We start from the raw sequence: 16381 nt of genomic DNA, 5'->3' as shown, positions 1-16381 counted from the left end.
CCGGCCGTGCGGGCCGGCTCCGGCGGGCGCCACTCTTCCGGGTGGGGGGGGCCCCCCCCCCCTTGGGGGGGGGCGGGCCCCCTGGCCCCCGCCCCCGACTCGTGGCACGCGACTCTTTACGGCTCGATCGCGGGCAGCACGCCCATGACCGGCGCGGCCAGGTCCGTCAGCTGGTGCAGCTGCTGGAGCTCGTACAGGCCGTTGACGCCGTTGAGCTGCTCGGTGGCGGAGGGCACCTCGGCGCGGTGCTCGGCCGGGATCGCGGACGAGGCGAGCGAGTCGATCGTGCCGGTGGGGGAGATGTCGGCGGCGCTCGCGGCGGGGGCGGCCAGGGCGGTGGCACCGGCGGCGAGAGCGAAGGCGGCGGCGATACGTCGTGTTGAGATCATGTGATGCGCAACGGCTCCGCAGAGCACTGGACACGGGGTCCCGGACGATTTCACCAATGATGTACCGATCAGTGCCGTTACCTGGTGACCATGTCGCCGTTGAAGGGACAGTACGGCCGCGTGCATGCGGCGGTACTCGTCAATTCAAAGGAGAACGTGATGTCTCGCATCGCGAAGGCAGCCGCTGTTGCCCTCGGCACGGGCGCCGTGGTGCTCAGTGGCACCGGTATGGCCATGGCGGACGCGGGCGCCGAGGGTGCGGCCGTCGGCTCGCCCGGCGTCCTTTCCGGCAACCTCGTCCAGGTTCCGGTCCACGTCCCGGTCAACGTGTGTGGCAACACTGTGGACGTCATCGGGCTGCTGAACCCGGCGTTCGGCAACACGTGCGTCAACGCCGACGGTGGCCACCACAAGCCCGGCCACCCGGGTGGCCCCGGTGGCTACGGCGGCTGATCCCCCGTATGTGAGCCCCCGGCGGTCCATGACCGCCGGGGGCTTTTCACGCGTAGCGGTAGCTGCCCCGGTGGCCGATCAGCTCGTCCGGCTTCGCGTCCCACGGGGGCATCCCCTCGTAGCGGGCGCAGATGCTGCCGTGCGGCGGGCCGTGGCCGGGACCCGGCGGCTGTTCGGGCAGGTAGGGCGCGGAGCGGGGGTGCCGTGCCTGCCAGCGGTCCCACAGCAGGTCCACGAAGGCGTGATTCAGCCAGAAGACGGGATCGTTGACGGAGGCGCCGCCGAGCATGTGTCCGCCGACCCAGCGGTGGACGCGGTTGTGGTTGCGCCACTTGCTGTTCCCGGCGCCGGACGTCCACCCCTCCAGCTTGTTGCGGAAGCCGTCGGGCGACGTGGAGTCCCAGGGCTCCATGTCGTACACCGGGTCACGCATGGCCCAGGCGAGCTGCGCCTCGGTGGGCAGCTCGATCGGGTTCTGCGGCCTGCCGAAGTCGCGCATGAGGAAGTCGCCGCCCGTCTCCCCCTCCTTGACGACCCAGGTCCCGTTCGAGCGCGCGAAGGGCCCGGTCATCACCCGCCGGTCGGCGCGCCGTCCGTTGCCGCCCATGAGCCCGCTGCCCCAGAGCGAGGCGCCGGCTGTCCTGTCCACCGTCCAGTCCCAGTACGGGACGGTCACCGCGGGGTCCACCCGCTGCAGGGCCCGCTCGAACTCCAGCAGGAACCTGCGGTGCCAGGGCAGGAACGAGGGGGTCATGTGGGCCACCCGCAGCCCGTCGTCGCCGTCGGACACGTAGTGCTCGACGTGGATCCGGACGAATTCGTCGTACTCGCCCTTGCGTTTGAGTTCGAGCACCGCGTTGACGAAGCGCCGCTTCTCGGCGCTGGTCAGCCGGGCCTGGTTCTTGCGCGTGTGGACCACTTCGGTTCGTTCCTCCGGTCCGATGTACGGGGCACGGGTCAGGCGCCGCGGCCTCGCAGCTGCTGGCCGCGGCCGAGCTCGTCCACCGCCCTGCGGGTGGCGACGAGGGGCGTGGGATACGACTGGTAGTGGTCGACCATGCTCAGATAGCCGCCGTCGGCCCGCCGCATGAGGTGGAGCGGGCGGCCGTCGACCGTGACGTCCCAGGCGGCGCCCCCCTGGTGCCGGCCCGCGGCGGCCCTGGAACCGCGGATGTGCCGCCCCTCGTACATCTCGTCGAAGGCGCCTTCACCGAGGTCGTCGGACGGCGGGCCCTGCGCGGGCCGCCGGGCCCACCACTGGAGGCCGGCCTGCCCCGCCACGGCGGCCACCGCGACCCCGATGAGGCCACCCATGGAGGCCCGGCGCGTGAACCGCCCGGCGCCCGGCTTGTCGGCCGCTGCTCCCTTGACCACTGGTGATGCCTCCTTGCCGCGTGATGCCCGGTTCCGTCGCGTCAGCTGGTCCAGAAGTCCCACCAGCGCGTGAGGATCAGCATGCCGATGATGCCGACGTGCAGCACCGGAAGCACCCAGGTGAACTCGCCGAGGAACGTACGCAGTCCGGCGGGCGCGGGCAGCAGGCCGCTGCGGACGTTGAACGAGGTCACGTACCAGAACATGGTGATCGTGGCGACCCAGGCCAGGCAGCACCACAGGCACAGCGAGTTGATCTCGTACAGCGACTGGTACATCAGCCAGGTGCTGAACCCGACGCCGAAGAGCATGCCCGCGTTCAGCGTCAGCCAGTACCAGCGGGGGAAGCGCGCCCGGCCCAGCAGGCTCATGCCGACGCACATCACGACGGCGTACGCGGCGATGCCCAGCATCGGGTTCGGGAACCCGAAGACCGACGCCTGCTCGCTCTTCATGATGTTGCCGCAGGAGACCACCGGATTGAGGCTGCACGCCGGTGTGAAGTCCGGGTCCTCAAGGAGCTTGAACTTGTCCAGCGTGATGACCCACGCCGCGAGCAGCCCCGCCGCCCCCGTGATCACCAGTAGCAGCGCGAACGCACGGCTCCCACCGGCGCCGCGCGGCGCGTCCGAGCGCCCTGACGGTGCTTGGGGCTGACGGGCTTGGGGCAGGGGCGGCCTGGTGTCCATCGTTGCGGTCCTCACTGGGGTCAGGGGCGGCGGGCTCGACACCCTTTTGCAGTAGTCGTGCATCTCTCGGCAGGACAGGTTCTGTGGGGCTGATTAGCGTCGGTCGCGTCCCCAACGGATCGAGGAGATCCCCCATGAAGATCACGCTTCGTCGTGCCGCGGCGACCGCCATGCTGACCCTGGCCGTGGCGATCCCGCTCACAACCACCGCCCAGGCGGCGGGAGTTCCCGCGCAGAAGGCGGCGGCCTCCCACCCGTGCGACCACGGTGGCTGCTGGGACGACCATCACCACCACGGTCACCACGGCGACCACGGTCTGCTGGACCTGGACCTCGGTCTGCTCTGACGCGATGCGCTGAACCGCGCGTCACGCGTAGGGGGTCCGCCGGTATGTCCCGACCGGCGGGCCCCAGTCGTGTGCGGGCCCTGTCCCGGGCTCCTAACCGCGCAGGCTCTTCGCGCCGAGCACGCAGTGCGCGGCGTTGGTCATGGTCGCCTCGTCGCCCACGAACGCCGCGAGGGCCTCCTCGGAGAGAGCGACACCGGGCTTGGCCTCGGGCCACGGACGCGTGGTGAACATGAAGTAGGCATGTCCCCGCTCGCCCACCGCGGCGAGCCACTCCGGCGGTACGACGCACTGGGCGTTGAGGTGCGGCATGTTCAGTACGGCCTGGCCGGCCTCGACGAGGAGGGTGACGGGCAGGCTCGGGTTGCGGGAACTCTCCACGACGGGGCCGCCGATGGGCAGGCCGGTGTTCCGCAGCAGCTGCTCGATGGCCTGGGTCGCGGCCTCCGGGCCGCCTTCGCCGTCGCCCAGCGAATAGGCGAGCAGGAAGGCCATGTCCTGTTCGTCCTCGGCGTGTTCACCGCTCCAGGCGACCACGGTGAGGGTGCCCAGATCGGCGGGTCGGAAGGTGCGGGTTTCGCTCGTTGTCGAGGTCATCCCGAAACCGTATCGATGTGACCCGATGCCCCGGGCCCGCCTGTCACTTGACTGGGTGAGTGTGGGCGAGCGATCACACGATCGGGGCACGCGCCGGTCGAACTCCGGGGCCCTTCAGTCGAACTGAGACGCCAGAGGGCCGGTTTCGCGGAACGTGTCCGCGAAACCGGCCCTCGCCGTCCGTAAAGGAGCAGGTAGAAGCAGGAAGAACCTTACTTCGCGACGGGAAGGCCGCCCAGCAGCTTGCCGGCGCCGCCACCCGCGTGCAGGTCCTTCGCGGCACCCGAAACGGTGTTGACGACCGAGTCCTTGTTCTCGGTGTCCAGGGCGTTGGTGGCAAGCGGGGCCGCGTCGAGCGTCGACGTCTGGCTTGCGATCGTGTCCAGTGCACCGTTCAGGCTGGTGGGCGTGAGGTCGGCGGCGAAGGCGGGTGCGGCGACACCAGCGATGACCATGGATCCGGCAACGACGGCGGCAGCCTTCAGGGGCTTCATCATGTTCCTTTCTGCGGCGACGGACGGTCGCCAGAGGTGATTTGCACTTCGCCATGAGTAACGAGCGCTGTGTACGGCGGAAACTCTGTGCGGCGGAAATTCCCGGAACCCACCCGAACGAAGGCGGTGTCCCATTCTCGTATGAGATGGACGCGGAAACTCATACGAGATGGACGCGGAAAAGCCCGTCGCGCCGACCCTGAAGGCCGGCGCGACGGGCACTGACCGCGGGTCAGGAAAGGCCCGGCGCCTGGGGCACGCCGGCGGCCGGGAGCTTGGGCAGGGCGGGCAGGCCGGCCAGATCGGGGGCGGGGAGGCCGCCGCCGAGGAGCGTGGCGGCGACGAGGTTGACGAGGCCGGTGAGTACGGGCGTCACCGCGCCCGCCACCTTGGTGACGTCACCGCCGGTGGCCGCCTTGAGGAGTCCGTCCACCGCGGTCTGCAGCGCCTTGAGGGCGTCGGCCTTCGGGTCGGGGGCCGCGACGGTCCGGTCGTCGTCCGGCAGCGCCTTGGGAAGCGCGGGGGCCTCCGGGAGCGCGGGCGTCTGGGGGAGCTCGGGAGCCTTGGGGGCCGCGGCCCCGGCCTTCGTGATGGCGGCCTTCACCGGGTCGGCGAGCTTCGTGGCGTCGGCGGCGGGCAGTTGGCCCTTGTCGGCCTTGAGCACCGCGGTGAGCAGGTCGGTGACCGGGGTGAGCACACCGCCGGCGTCACTCAGGGTCTTGGCCTGGGCCAGCAGCTTGTCCGCTCCGGGGACCGGCGCGTCGGCCGCCTCCTGGGCGCTGCTGCGGGAGTCGCTCTCGGCGGCGACGACGGGACCGGCCGCCCCGATGAGAAGTGAGGCACAAAGGACGGTGGTCGCGATACGCCGTACAGGCAGAGCGCGCATGGATGTTCCCTTCGGTGATGCGTCGGATCTTGTGTTCACCGTGAAAGCGGTGGACAACGTCCGCAACCGAGCGACTGCCATTCGGGGGCATGGCGGCCGTTCGGGGCACACCGGAACACACGACGGCCGTCCTCCTCGGGGGAGAACGGCCGTCGCTCAGTGCGTGCTGCCGGTGTGTCAGCTGTTGACGCAGGTGTTGCCGAACGCCGGGTTCAGCAGACCGATGACGTTCACGGTGTTGCCGCAGGCGTTGACCGGGATGTGGACCGGGACCTGGACGGCGTTGCCGGAGATGACACCGGGGGAGTTGGTGGCGGCACCCTGGGCACCGGCGTCGGCGGCGGCGATGCCGGCGCTGCCGGCCATGGCGGCCACGGCAACGGTGGAGAGGGCGAGGGCCTTCGCGGTACGCGACATGGAGAGTTGCTCCTTGGAGAGTTGATGCATCGGCAGGGCGGGGTGCCCGGCCCATGGATCAACGGTGTTCGCCCGCAGGAGTTGTGGGCCCAAAAGGGTGATCTGCTGGCGCGCGGTTCACGCGGAGGCCTTGGGACCCGTGCTCCGGGCCGGTCCCGAGCGTTACGCACTTCACGATTCCGACACACTTGTCAGCCTTCCTGGATTAATGCGGAAAGCGGCTAGTGTTGCTCTCCTCCTGAAGCCATTTGAAAGAACAAGTGCGGGAAGTTACGAGCCGGGTGTGACTGTCGCATTTCAATTCTCCCTCCTGGTTCGGAACCTTTCCCGAAAGGGCAACGCCGGTCATGCGTAATTCCCTGGGCCCCCTTCTGCGTCGCGTGACGCTGTGCGCCTTTTCTCTCGCGGTCGTCGCCGCGCCGGGCGGCCCCGCCCTGGCCGCGCCCGCACCTCCCGCCGCCGAAGCGCCGAGCATCGCGTTCGCGCAGCGCTATCACGCGCTCCAGCACGGCGGAATCACCCGCGCCGCCAACACGGCCATCACGTGCCGCAAACCGATGGCCGCCCGCGCGGTCTCGTGCCCTGCCGCGCGCGGGGGCACGAAGGCCGCCAACAACGACTTCGACATGTCCTACGTCGACGTCGACAAGGACCCGAACACCTACAACTCCAGCCGCGCAGAGGTCCGGATCCCGCAGGACTCGCGGGTGTCCTACGCGCGCCTGTACTGGGGCGGCAACCTCCGCGTCGGCGAGCAGAAACCGCCCAAGGACAACGGCAAGGCCCTGATCGCCGAACCCGGCGGCAGCTACCGGCACGTGCAGGCCGACACCCTGGTCGGGCACCGCACCGCCAACGGAGCGGACGCCTTCCAGGCATCGGCCGACGTCACGCGCCTCGTCAGGGAGAGCGGCGCGGGGATGTACACCGTTGCGCAGGTCAACGTGGCGATGGGGCACTCCAAGGCCGGTGCGTGGGGCGGCTGGACGCTGGTCGTCGCGTACGAGAACGAGGCCGCGCCGCTGCGGCACCTGAGCGTGTGGGACGGCTTCGACTCCTTCGACGCGAACCGGCGCGGCCACGCGGTGCGGCTCGGCGGTCTGCCGGTCAAGGGCCGCGCGAAGGGCCAGGTGGGCGTGGTCACGTACAACGGCGACCGCGGAACGAGCGGCGACACGCTCACCGTGTCCACCGGCCGGAGCAGGCCCGTGCGGCTGTCCGACGCGGCGAACCCCGCCGACGACGTACTGAACTCGACCATCAGCGAGCCGGGCAGGCAGATCGCCAGGACGCCCGCGTACGCCAACACGCTCGGATACGACTCCGACATCTTCCGGCTCGACGGGGGCCTCAAGGCCGACCGAAAGGGCCTGCTCATCCGTCTCGCCTCGCAGCGAGAGTCCGCGTGGGCCGGTGTGCTCTTCGCCGCTGTGGACGCGAAGCGGTAGCGCACCACCCTTCCCCCTGAGCAAGGCGCCGTGCATGCAACTGTCATCAACAGACCACCGGCTGAGCGTCCTTCATGTCGCCCAGCCCGTCGACGGCGGAGTGGCCCGCGTGGTCACCGACCTGGTGAGGTCACAGCTGTCCGCCGGGATGCGGGTCGGCGTGGCGTGTCCGGACAGCGGCCGGCTGCCGGACGCCGTGCGCGGCCTGGGAAGTGAGGTCCACGGGTGGGCGGCGACCCGTTCGCCGGGGCCCTCGCTGCCGGACGAGGTGCGGCGCATCGCCCGCATCGTCGACGCGCTGCGGCCCGACCTCGTGCACGCGCACAGCGCCAAGGCCGGGCTCGCCGCCCGGCTCGCCCTGCGCGGCAGCGTCCCCACGGTGTTCCAGCCGCACGCGTGGTCCTTCGAGGCCGTCGGGGGCGTGACCGCGCGGCTCGCCCTGCGCTGGGAGCGCTTCGGGGCGCGCTGGGCCACGCGGATGGTCTGCGTCAGCGAGGCCGAGCGGCGCACCGGGCAGCGCTGCGGGATCGACGCGCGCTGGTCGGTGATCCCCAACGGGGTGGACGTCGAGCGCTTCCGGCCCAGGGCCGTCCGGGCCGCGCGGGCCGATCTGGGGCTCTCCCCCCAGGAGCCCTTGGTGGTGTGCGTGGGGCGGCTGTGCCGGCAGAAGGGGCAGGACGTCCTGCTGCGGGCCTGGGCCGGCGTCACCGAGCGGATGCCGGGCGCCCGGCTCGTCCTGGTCGGAGAGGGGCCCGACGAGGCCGGCCTGCGCGAACAGGCGCCCGCCTCCGTGCGGTTCGCCGGAGCCGTCCAGGACGCCACCCTCTGGTACCAGGCGGCCGACCTCGTGGTCCTGCCGTCCCGCTGGGAGGGCATGGCACTCGTACCCCTGGAGGCGATGGCCTGCGCCCGTTCCGTGGTGGTCACCGATGTGGACGGCGCGTGCGAGAGCCTGCCGCCCGCACTCGTGCCCCACGGTCTCGTTCCTCCGGAGGACCCCGGTGCGCTGGCGCGTGCCCTCGTCGGACTGCTCGGCGACCCGCCCCTCCGCGAATCCCTCGGCCGTGCAGCGCACCGCCACGTCCTGAACACCCACGATGTGCGGCACACCACGGACGCGGTCGCGGCCGTGTACCGCGAGCTACCGGGCGTGGGACCCATCAAGTGCAGGGAGTCCATCAACCCGTGAGTGCGGAACGAACCGTCGCCACCCCTGCCGCGCAGCCACGGGCGGCCGACCATGCCATCGCCACCGCCTCGGTCATCCCACCCCGCGGGGCCGGGAGCAGCCGCAGGACGAGCATCGGCCGGGGGACATCGGCGCGCCGTTCGTCGGCCCTCCCCCTGGTCGCCGTCGACTGCAGCGCCGCCCTGCTCGGCACGGTGCTGCTCACCGATCCGCAGCGCCACCCCCTGCTGGTGGTCCTGCTCCTGTCCGCCGTGACGGGACTGAACGCGCGCGCCGCGCTGTACCGCCCCCTCGCCGCGCCCAGCGCCCTCGACGAACTGCCCTCGCTGGCCTGGCAGACCGCGCTGAGCTGGGGCGCCGCGGGTCTCGTCGCCGCGAGCTCCACCGCCCTGAGCCCGCTCTCCCTGACCACGCTGTGCACGGCGGCGGCGCTCCAGAGCGTGCTGTGCTGCGCGGGCCGCGGCGCCCTGTACTGGTGGAGACGGAGAGCGACCCTGCGCCGGCCGCGCCCGGCCCTGGTGGTCGGCCCCGGCGCCGCCGCACGGCGCGTGGCGGAGGCGGTCCTGCGCCATCCGCGGGCCGGGGTGCGGCCCGTGGGCATCGTGTCCGACGCGCCCGCCGAGCGCACGGAGAGCGAGGGGGCCGAACTGCCGATGCTCTGCACGCCGGAGGAGATGCGCCGCGCGGTCATCCAGAACGCCGTACGCACCGTCCTGGTCGTCGGGCCGACACCGGGGCCGGAGCAGATCGGATGGCTGCGCACGCTGAGCGGCTCCGGCTGCGACGTATGGGCGATCGACGCGACGCAGCCGCCGGGGTACGACGCGCCGGGGCGCCAGAGCAGGTCCGGGCAGCTCGCGGGGTTCCCCTGCCGTGCGCTCCTGCCCGCCGGGCGCAGGCACTTCAGCGTCAGCAAGCGCGCCCTGGACCTCGTGACCTCGGGGGTCCTGCTGCTGCTCATCAGTCCGGTGCTCCTTGCCTGCGCCGCCGTCCTGCGGGCCACCGACGGACCCGGGGTGATCTTCCGGCAGGAGCGCATCGGCAGGGGCGGGCGCCCGTTCACCCTCCTGAAGTTCCGCACGCACCGGCCCGCCGACCCGCACGAGGCCGCGACCCGGTGGACCGTGGCGGGCGAAGCGCAGATGAGCCGGTTCTGCCAGTTCCTGCGCCGTACGTCCCTCGACGAGCTGCCGCAGCTGTGGAACGTCTTCCGCGGCGACATGAGCCTGGTCGGCCCGCGCCCCGAACGCCCTTATTTCGTCGGCAAGTTCAGCCAGACGTACCCCGGCTACGCGGAGCGCCACCGCATGCCGACCGGCATCACCGGCCTCGCCCAGATCCAGGGGCTGCGGGGCGACACCTCGATCGAGGACCGCTGCCGCTTCGACAACGCCTACATCGACAGCTGGTCGTTCTGGCAGGACCTCTGCATCCTGCTGCGCACCGCCGCCTCCCTCGTACGTCCGACGGGGAGCTGACGCGGGTGAACGGTGCCTCGATCACGCTCCTGCCGCCCGGCTCACCGGCCGCCGCGATCTCCTCGGCGCTGCGCGGCGCGGGACCCGTGCTGCCCGTCATGGCCCTGGTCGCCCTGCTCGCGCTGCCCGTGCCGCCGAGCGACGGCGGCTCCGGGGGCGGCACGGCCGCCGACGCCGTATCCGCCCTGGTGGTGCTCTGGTGCGTGGCCCGCGCGGTGCGCGGCGCGCGCCGTCCGCTGACCCGGACCGCCGCCGTCGTGCTGGGGCTTCCGGTGATCGGCATCGCGGTCGCAGCGGTCGGCGCGAGCACCGTGTCGGCCGGGGCGACCGGCCTGGTGCGCTACCTGCAGATCTTCGTCCTCGTACCGGCCGCGGTCCTGATGCTCGTGCGCGACCGCCGCGACTTCCGCCTGGTGGCCTGGTCGCTCGTCGCGCTCGCCCTCTTCCAGGGTGCGGTCGGCGCCTACCAGTACGTCACGGCGACCGGCGCAAGCTACATGGGCTCGGACATCCGGGCCGTGGGCACCTTCGGCCCGACGGACGTCATGGGAATGGCGACCGTCGTGTCGTACGGGGTGGTGTGCGCCCTCGCTCTCGCGCTCGGCCCGGCATCCCCGAAGCAGCGCCGCATCGCGCTGGTCTGCACGCTGCTCCTGGTGGTCCCGCTCGCGCTCTCCTTCAGCCGCGGCGCCTGGATCGCCACCGTCGTCGCGTGCGGTGCGCAGCTGGGGCTCGCGGGGGTGCGCCGCGCGCTGCGGTCCCTGGCCGTGGTCGCCGCCGCTGCCGTGGTCCTGGTGGGCGGGTTCGGCATCGGTACGCAGATGCTGTCGGAGCGGATCACCAGCATCACGCAGGTGACCGACGCCCCGGACCAGTCGGTCACCGACCGGTACACGATGTGGGCGGCGGCGGTGGACATGTGGCGGGACCAGCCGGTGTCGGGCGTCGGGCTCAAGGCCTTCCCCGACCACCGCGACAGCCACGCCTCGCTCGCGCTGTCCTCGGCCAGCGACACCGGAGGCGCGGGCGCGAAGTTCAGCCGCCAGCCGCTGCTCTCCCCGCACAACATGTACCTGCTCGTCCTCAGCGAACAGGGGCTGCTCGGCCTGTGCACGCTGGTGGGCAGCTGGGCGGCCTTCCTGCTGCTCGGGATGCGGCGGCTCGCTCGGGTGCGCGGCGGCGTCGGCGTGGACTGCGCGCTCGTCGCGTGCGGGCTGCTCGTCTGGCAGTTGGTGGACTTCGCGTACGCCGACATCGGCGGGCCCTCGACGGTGCTCATGGCCGTGGTGTTCGGTCTCGTCGCCTGGTGGGCGCTGTCGGACCGCGCCCTTGCGGTGTCGACGCCCAGGGAGGTGCGCCGATGAGCGCCACGACCCACTCCCTGGACGCGGGACCGGCCGGCAAGATCCCCGCGCCGGCCACCGGGACCGAGCCCGCCAAGGGCTCCGATCCCTCCAACGGATTCCTCGCCAAGGCCGCTCTGGTCACCGCGGTCCTCACGGTGGCCGGATCGGTGCTCGGGCTCATGCGCGACCAGGCGCTCGCCCACTTCTTCGGGGCGGGCTCCGAGACCGACGCCTTCCTCGTCGCGTGGACCGTCCCCGAGGTGGCCACCACCCTGCTCATCGAGGACGGCCTCGCGTTCGCCCTCGTACCGGCGTTCAGCATGGCGCTCGCCCGCCGGGGCCAGGGCGCCCGCCGCGACCCCGTCCGCGCGCTCGTGGCCGCATCGCTGCCCCGCCTGATGCTGGCCTCCGGGGTCGTCGCGCTGCTCCTGATGCTGGGGGCGCCGGTCCTGGTGGAGGTCCTCGCGCCGGGTCTGCCCGACCCGCGCCTCGCCGTGGACTGCACGCTGCTGACCGCCACCTGCGTCTTCACGTTCGGCCTCGCCGGATACTGCAGCGCCGCGCTGCGCGCCCACCGCAGGTTCGTGGCCCCCGCCGCCATCTACGTCTTCTACAACATCGGCATCATCACCGCGGTGTTCGTCCTCGCCCCCCGCTACGGCGTCCGCGCGGCGGCGCTGGGCGTCGCGGTCGGCGGCGTACTCATGGTGCTCGTCCAGGCCCCCTCGCTCTGGCGGCAGCTCACCCGCGACACGGCGGACGTGCCGCACGAGGGGAAGCAGGGCGCCTCGGCCCCGGCGCTGATGAGCGGCACCCTCGTCGCCACCGTGCTGCTCTTCGCGCTGTGCCGGCAGTCGCAGGTGCTCATCGAGCGCTTCCTGGCGTCCTCGCTGCCCTCGGGGGCCATCTCGCACCTCAACTACGCGCAGAAAGTCGCGCAGGTGCCGATGATCCTCTCCCTGATGCTCTGCACGGTCACGCTCCCCGTCGTCGCGCGGGCCCTGGCCGAAGGGGACGTCAAGCGCGCCAGGTCGCGCGTCGAGCGGGACCTGGGCCTGGCGGGCTGCGTGGTCCTCCTGGGCACCTCCGTGGTCATCGCCTGCGCGCCGCAGCTCATCCACCTCCTCTTCCAGCGGGGCGCGTTCACCGCCGACGACACGGTCGCCACGGCGGCCGTGATGCGCGTGTACGCCCTGGGGCTCCTGGGCCACACGCTCGTCGGGGCCCTCGTCCGCTCGTACTTCTCCGGCGGTCGCGCCACGTGGTTCCCGCTCGGCGCGATGGCGGTCGGCGTCGCGGCGACCGCGGGGCTCGGCACCTGGGCGGTGGACCTGTGGGGCGTACGCGGCATCGCGCTCGCCAACGCGGCCGGGATCAGCGTCACGGCCTTCGTGCTGCTGTGCGGGATGGGCCCGCGCAACGTGCCGATCCGGGTCCGCGGGGTCCTTGGCGAACTGCTCAAGCCGGTGGCCGCCGCGGTGTGCGCCACCGGGTGCGGCGGGGCCCTCGCGAGCCGCTTCGAATCACCGTTCATCGCCTTCGCCGTCGGTGCGTCGACCGTCGCCGCCGTCTTCGCCCTGATGCTCTGGGCCCTGAAGGCCCAGGCCGTCGGGCCCGTCGTCCGTTCCGTCACATCCGCCGCACGGAGGCTCGCGCATGTCCGTTGACACAGCACTCGGTGGGACCCCCCGTTCGCGGCGCACGCGGCACTGGCTGCCCCAAGCGCCGATGTGGGTGGCGATGTACCACTCCGTGGACACCTGCGCGGAGGACCCCTACAAGATCACCGTCACGCCCGAACGCCTCGCCGCCCAACTGCGCTGGCTCCGCCGCCAGGGCCTGCGCGGGGTCAGCATGACCCGGCTCCTCACCGCGCGCGCCCGCGGCGAAGGGCGCGACCTGGTCGGCCTCACCTTCGACGACGGGTACACCGACTTCGTCGAGCACGCCCTGCCGCTCCTGCACCACTACGACTTCGACGCCACCGTCTTCGTGCTCCCCGGCCGCCTCGCGGGCGACAACGCCTGGGATCCGCTGGGCCCGCGCAAACCGCTGCTCACCGCGGACGGCATCCGGCACATCGCGGCCGAGGGGATGGAGGTCGCCTCGCACGGTCTGACGCACGTCGACCTCACCCGGGCGGACGACCGGCTGCTGTGGCAGGAGACCAGCGGCAGCCGCGTCGCGCTCTCCGACCTCATCGGCAGCGAGGTGGAGGGCTTCTGCTATCCGTACGGCACCGTGGACCAGCGCGTCATCGAGTCCGTACGGGCGGCCGGCTACCGCTACGCGTGCGCGATCTCCCCGGGCGCCCTGACCGGGGTGCACGCCCTGCCGCGCGTCCACATCGGGCAGGAGGACACCGCCCTGCGGCTCCAGCTGAAGCTGCGGCTCAACCGGCTGCGCCGCCGTACGGTCCGCGAACCGGCGGTGACCGAGTGAGAGCCCTGCACATCATCACCGGCCTCGGGGTCGGCGGCGCCGAGCAGCAACTTCGGCTGCTTCTGCGGCACTTGCCCACCACCTGCGACGTCGTGACCCTCACCAACCCCGGCGCGGTCGCCGATGGGCTCGAAGCCGACGGGGTGCGCGTCATCCACCTGGGCATGTCCGGCAACCGTGACGTGGGAGCCGTGCCCCGCCTCGTGAAGGTCATCCGGGGCGGCGGATACGACCTCGTGCACACCCATCTGTTCCGCGCCTGCCTGTACGGGCGCATCGCCGCCCGCCTGGCGGGCACACGCGCCGTCGTCGCCACCGAACACTCCCTCGGCGACTCGCAGATGGAGGGACGGCCGCTGACCCCCGGCGTCCGGGCCCTGTACCTGACCGGCGAACGCCTGGGGCGGGCCACGGTGGCGGTGTCCCCGTCCGTCGCCGAGCGCCTCAGCCGGTGGGGGGTGCCCCGGCAGCGCATCCACGTCGTACCGAACGGCATCGAGGTGGACCGGTTCCGCTTCGACCCGCGGGCCCGGATCGCCGCCCGCCGTCAACTCGGCCTACCAGACGAGGCGTTCGTCGTCGGCGGGGTCGGCCGCCTCGCCACCGGCAAGCGCTTCGACGTCCTGCTGCACGCCCTGGCCGCGCTTCCCCGGGACGTACGCGTACTGCTCGTCGGCGGCGGCCCCGACGAGGACCGGCTGCGCATCACGGCCGCCCAACTCGGCCTGACGGACCGGGTGGTGTTCGCCGGGGAGCGGTCCCATCTGTCCACGGAGGCGACCGGCCTGCCCGCGCTCCTCGCCGCGATGGACGTCCTCGCGTCCCCGTCGCCCGAGGAGGCCTTCGGCCTGGCCGTCGTCGAGGGGATCGCCGCCGGTCTGCCGGTGCTCTACGTCCGCTGCCCCGCCGTCGAGGACCTCCCGCCGGACGCGGCCACCGGCGCCGAGCGCGTCACGGGCGACCCGGACTCCTTCGCGCGGGCGCTGCTGCGGATCCGGTCGGCGGGTCCGGGGGCGCGCATCGCCCAGGAGGCCGCGCACCACTACAGCATCACCCGCAGCGCAGCACAGCTGATGCATGTCTACGAGGCAGCTGCCTCCGGCTCGACCCCGAGAGTGAGTTCCTGATGACCGATACCCTCAGCAGGCGGCACCGCCCGGCCGGTCTCCCGGCCCCGATGCTGGCCCGCGTGAAGCGACTGCCCGCGTGGTGGCTGCTCCCGGCGGGAGCCGTGCTCGGCGCCCTGACCGGCGGAATCTACGGAGCGGTGGCGACACCCACGTACACCGCGACGAGTTACGTGATCGCCGTACCGGAGAAGGGCTCCGACCCCACGGCGGCGCTCGGCTTCGCCACGGCGTACGGCAGGGTCGCCACGCAGGTCGCGGTGCTCGGCGACGCCCAGGTGGAGTCCGGCGTATCGCCGCAGACGCTGCGCGAGAGCGTGCAGGCCGCCACCTCGCCCGACGCCCCGATGATCTCCATCTCGGCGACCGCGGCCAAGCCCGGCAAGGCGGCCGACATCGCCAACGCGGTCTCGCGCTCCCTGACCGACAACGCGAACCACACCAAGGACAGCACCCAGGTACGCCTGCTCCAGCTCTCGCGCGCGGTCGAGCCCGAGGCCCCGGCGTCGGCTGCGGCGCCCATGACCGCCCTGGTGGGTGCCTGCGCGGGCGGCCTCATCGGCGGCCTCGCCCTCCTCGTCAGGCCCCGGCGCGACGAGAACGCGGTCCCGGCCTCGGTGCCCGGCCCCGCGCAGTCCGCCGACCTCAACCGGGAGAGGTGATGGGGGTGGCCGATAGCGCCCTGACCGTCGAACTCTGCACGGACGAAGCCGAGTTCGGACACCTCGCGGCGGCCTGGGCCCGGCTGCACCGCAGATGCCGGACGGCGACGCCGTTCCAGAGCCACGCCTGGCTGCACTCCTGGTGGCTCTCCTACGGCACGCGCGGACGGCTGCGCGTGGTCCTCGTGCGCAAGGACGGCGAACTCGTCGCCGCCGCACCGCTGATGCGCGCGTACGTCCCGCTCCCGGCCCTGGTGCCGCTGGGCGGCGCGATCTCCGACTTCACCGACGTGCTGCTCGACGACGCGTTCGCCGACGTGGCCGCCGACGCGCTGGCCGACGGCCTCTCGGAGCTGGCGCGCGGGGCGCTGATCGACTTCCGCGAGGTCCGCTCGGGAGCCGCCGTGGAGCAGATCTACGAACGCTGGCGCGGGCCCCGGCTGCGCCTGGCGGACTCGCTCTGCCTGGAGCTGCCCGCGGCGTCGATGGAGGAACTGCTCGGGCGGCTGCCCGCGCCGCGGGCCCAGCGGGCGCGCGCCAAGATCCGGAAGATGGACGCGCTGGGCGTCGAGCGGCGGATCGTACGCCACGACGAGGTGGACGCCTCGGTGCGCACGCTGCTGCACCTGCATCAACTCCAGTGGCAGGGGCGCAAGGTGACGTCCGAGCACCTCCAGCCGCGCTTCTCCGAGCACCTGATCAGATCCGTGGGGCTCATGGTCAGGGCGGGCGACGCCGTGGTCACCGAGTTCCGGCTCGACGACGCCGTGGTGGCGGCCGACCTCACGCTGCTCTCGCCGCACCTCGTCGGCGGCTATCTGTACGGGGCGCATCCGCAGCTGCGCGAGCGCAAGGTCGACGTGGCGACGATGCTCCTGAACGCCTGCGCGGAGCACGCCGAGGGCGACCGGAGCCGGGTCCTGAGCCTCCTGCGCGGCAACGAGCCGTACAAGCACCACTGGCGCCCCCAGGAGGCCACCAACCACCGGCTGCTCCTCGCCCGCCGGCGCACCGCCCCCGTGCTGCGGGCCGCCGCATGGGAC

The 16381-nt window shown here is 72.4% G+C and carries 19 protein-coding genes; 11 read left to right on the top strand and 8 right to left on the bottom strand.

All coding sequences use genetic code 11. From position 1 onward, the window contains the following. Positions 1-116: 116 nt before the first annotated feature. Positions 117-389, bottom strand: a complete 273-nt coding sequence (locus ACFUPX_RS22925) for a hypothetical protein (RefSeq protein ID WP_383325510.1) — start codon at positions 387-389, stop codon at positions 117-119. A gap of 159 nt (positions 390-548) precedes the next feature. Between ACFUPX_RS22925 and ACFUPX_RS22920 the strand changes: the two genes are divergently transcribed. Beyond that, on the top strand, positions 549-842 hold the full coding sequence (locus tag ACFUPX_RS22920) for a chaplin (RefSeq protein ID WP_383325507.1): 294 nt from the start codon (positions 549-551) through the stop codon (positions 840-842). A gap of 46 nt (positions 843-888) precedes the next feature. Here ACFUPX_RS22920 and ACFUPX_RS22915 read toward each other — a convergent pair whose 3' ends face one another. From ACFUPX_RS22915 to ACFUPX_RS22905, 3 genes are all read right to left on the bottom strand, one after another. Next, positions 889-1761, bottom strand: a complete 873-nt coding sequence (locus tag ACFUPX_RS22915; protein WP_383325504.1) for a tyrosinase family protein — start codon at positions 1759-1761, stop codon at positions 889-891. Between the two features lie 38 nt (positions 1762-1799). Then, positions 1800-2156: a tyrosinase family oxidase copper chaperone gene (locus ACFUPX_RS22910; protein WP_383325683.1), complete on the bottom strand. Its 357-nt coding sequence runs from the start codon at positions 2154-2156 to the stop codon at positions 1800-1802. Between the two features lie 101 nt (positions 2157-2257). Then, a complete protein-coding gene (locus ACFUPX_RS22905; protein WP_383325501.1) occupies positions 2258-2905 on the bottom strand; it encodes a vitamin K epoxide reductase family protein in 648 nt (215 codons plus the stop codon). A 134-nt stretch (positions 2906-3039) separates the two neighbouring features. On the opposite strand from ACFUPX_RS22905, the gene ACFUPX_RS22900 reads away from it, so the two are divergent. Beyond that, complete coding sequence (locus tag ACFUPX_RS22900) at positions 3040-3252, top strand: hypothetical protein (protein WP_383325498.1); 213 nt, start codon at positions 3040-3042, stop codon at positions 3250-3252. Positions 3253-3345: 93 nt separating this feature from the next. On the opposite strand, the gene ACFUPX_RS22895 is transcribed toward ACFUPX_RS22900, so the two are convergent. From ACFUPX_RS22895 to ACFUPX_RS22880, 4 genes are all read right to left on the bottom strand, one after another. After that, on the bottom strand, positions 3346-3849 hold the full coding sequence (locus tag ACFUPX_RS22895) for a DUF5949 family protein (RefSeq protein WP_383325495.1): 504 nt from the start codon (positions 3847-3849) through the stop codon (positions 3346-3348). A 212-nt stretch (positions 3850-4061) separates the two neighbouring features. After that, complete coding sequence (locus ACFUPX_RS22890) at positions 4062-4343, bottom strand: hypothetical protein (protein ID WP_383325680.1); 282 nt, start codon at positions 4341-4343, stop codon at positions 4062-4064. Between the two features lie 232 nt (positions 4344-4575). Next, positions 4576-5229, bottom strand: coding sequence for a hypothetical protein (locus ACFUPX_RS22885; protein WP_383325492.1), 654 nt, complete (start codon positions 5227-5229; stop codon positions 4576-4578). 177 nt (positions 5230-5406) lie between these two features. After that, entirely contained in the window at positions 5407-5646 is a 240-nt protein-coding gene (locus ACFUPX_RS22880) for a chaplin (protein WP_351163307.1), read from the bottom strand. A gap of 347 nt (positions 5647-5993) precedes the next feature. Between ACFUPX_RS22880 and ACFUPX_RS22875 the strand changes: the two genes are divergently transcribed. The 9 genes from ACFUPX_RS22875 to ACFUPX_RS22835 all read left to right on the top strand — a co-directional run. Next, positions 5994-7094, top strand: a complete 1101-nt coding sequence (locus ACFUPX_RS22875; protein WP_383325489.1) for a DUF3344 domain-containing protein — start codon at positions 5994-5996, stop codon at positions 7092-7094. A gap of 34 nt (positions 7095-7128) precedes the next feature. Then, positions 7129-8283 carry a glycosyltransferase gene (locus tag ACFUPX_RS22870; RefSeq protein ID WP_383325486.1) on the top strand — a complete coding sequence of 385 codons (1155 nt, stop codon included), beginning with the start codon at positions 7129-7131 and terminating at the stop codon, positions 8281-8283. Next, complete coding sequence (locus ACFUPX_RS22865; RefSeq protein ID WP_383325483.1) at positions 8280-9761, top strand: sugar transferase; 1482 nt, start codon at positions 8280-8282, stop codon at positions 9759-9761. The genes ACFUPX_RS22870 and ACFUPX_RS22865 overlap by 4 nt, the downstream gene beginning before the upstream one ends. 98 nt (positions 9762-9859) lie before the next feature. Next, on the top strand, positions 9860-11125 hold the full coding sequence (locus ACFUPX_RS22860; protein WP_383325677.1) for an O-antigen ligase family protein: 1266 nt from the start codon (positions 9860-9862) through the stop codon (positions 11123-11125). After that, positions 11122-12774 carry a murein biosynthesis integral membrane protein MurJ gene (gene murJ / locus ACFUPX_RS22855; protein ID WP_383325480.1) on the top strand — a complete coding sequence of 551 codons (1653 nt, stop codon included), beginning with the start codon at positions 11122-11124 and terminating at the stop codon, positions 12772-12774. The genes ACFUPX_RS22860 and murJ overlap by 4 nt, the downstream gene beginning before the upstream one ends. Next, positions 12764-13549: a polysaccharide deacetylase family protein gene (locus ACFUPX_RS22850; RefSeq protein WP_383325477.1), complete on the top strand. Its 786-nt coding sequence runs from the start codon at positions 12764-12766 to the stop codon at positions 13547-13549. The genes murJ and ACFUPX_RS22850 overlap by 11 nt, the downstream gene beginning before the upstream one ends. Further along, entirely contained in the window at positions 13546-14676 is a 1131-nt protein-coding gene (locus ACFUPX_RS22845) for a glycosyltransferase (RefSeq protein WP_383325474.1), read from the top strand. Before ACFUPX_RS22850 ends, ACFUPX_RS22845 begins: the two co-directional genes overlap by 4 nt. After that, positions 14676-15338 carry a lipopolysaccharide biosynthesis protein gene (locus ACFUPX_RS22840; protein ID WP_383325471.1) on the top strand — a complete coding sequence of 221 codons (663 nt, stop codon included), beginning with the start codon at positions 14676-14678 and terminating at the stop codon, positions 15336-15338. Before ACFUPX_RS22845 ends, ACFUPX_RS22840 begins: the two co-directional genes overlap by 1 nt. Continuing rightward, positions 15338-16381, top strand: a 1044-nt coding sequence (locus ACFUPX_RS22835; RefSeq protein WP_383325468.1) for a GNAT family N-acetyltransferase, incomplete at its 3' end; no start/stop codon positions are given. The genes ACFUPX_RS22840 and ACFUPX_RS22835, both read left to right, overlap by 1 nt.

The organism is Streptomyces sp. NPDC057302 (assembly GCF_042667685.1).
In the GTDB taxonomy this organism is placed as follows: Bacteria; Actinomycetota; Actinomycetes; order Streptomycetales; family Streptomycetaceae; genus Streptomyces.
Note: the sequence above shows the minus strand (reverse complement) of the source record. Positions and strands in the feature narration are given on the sequence as shown.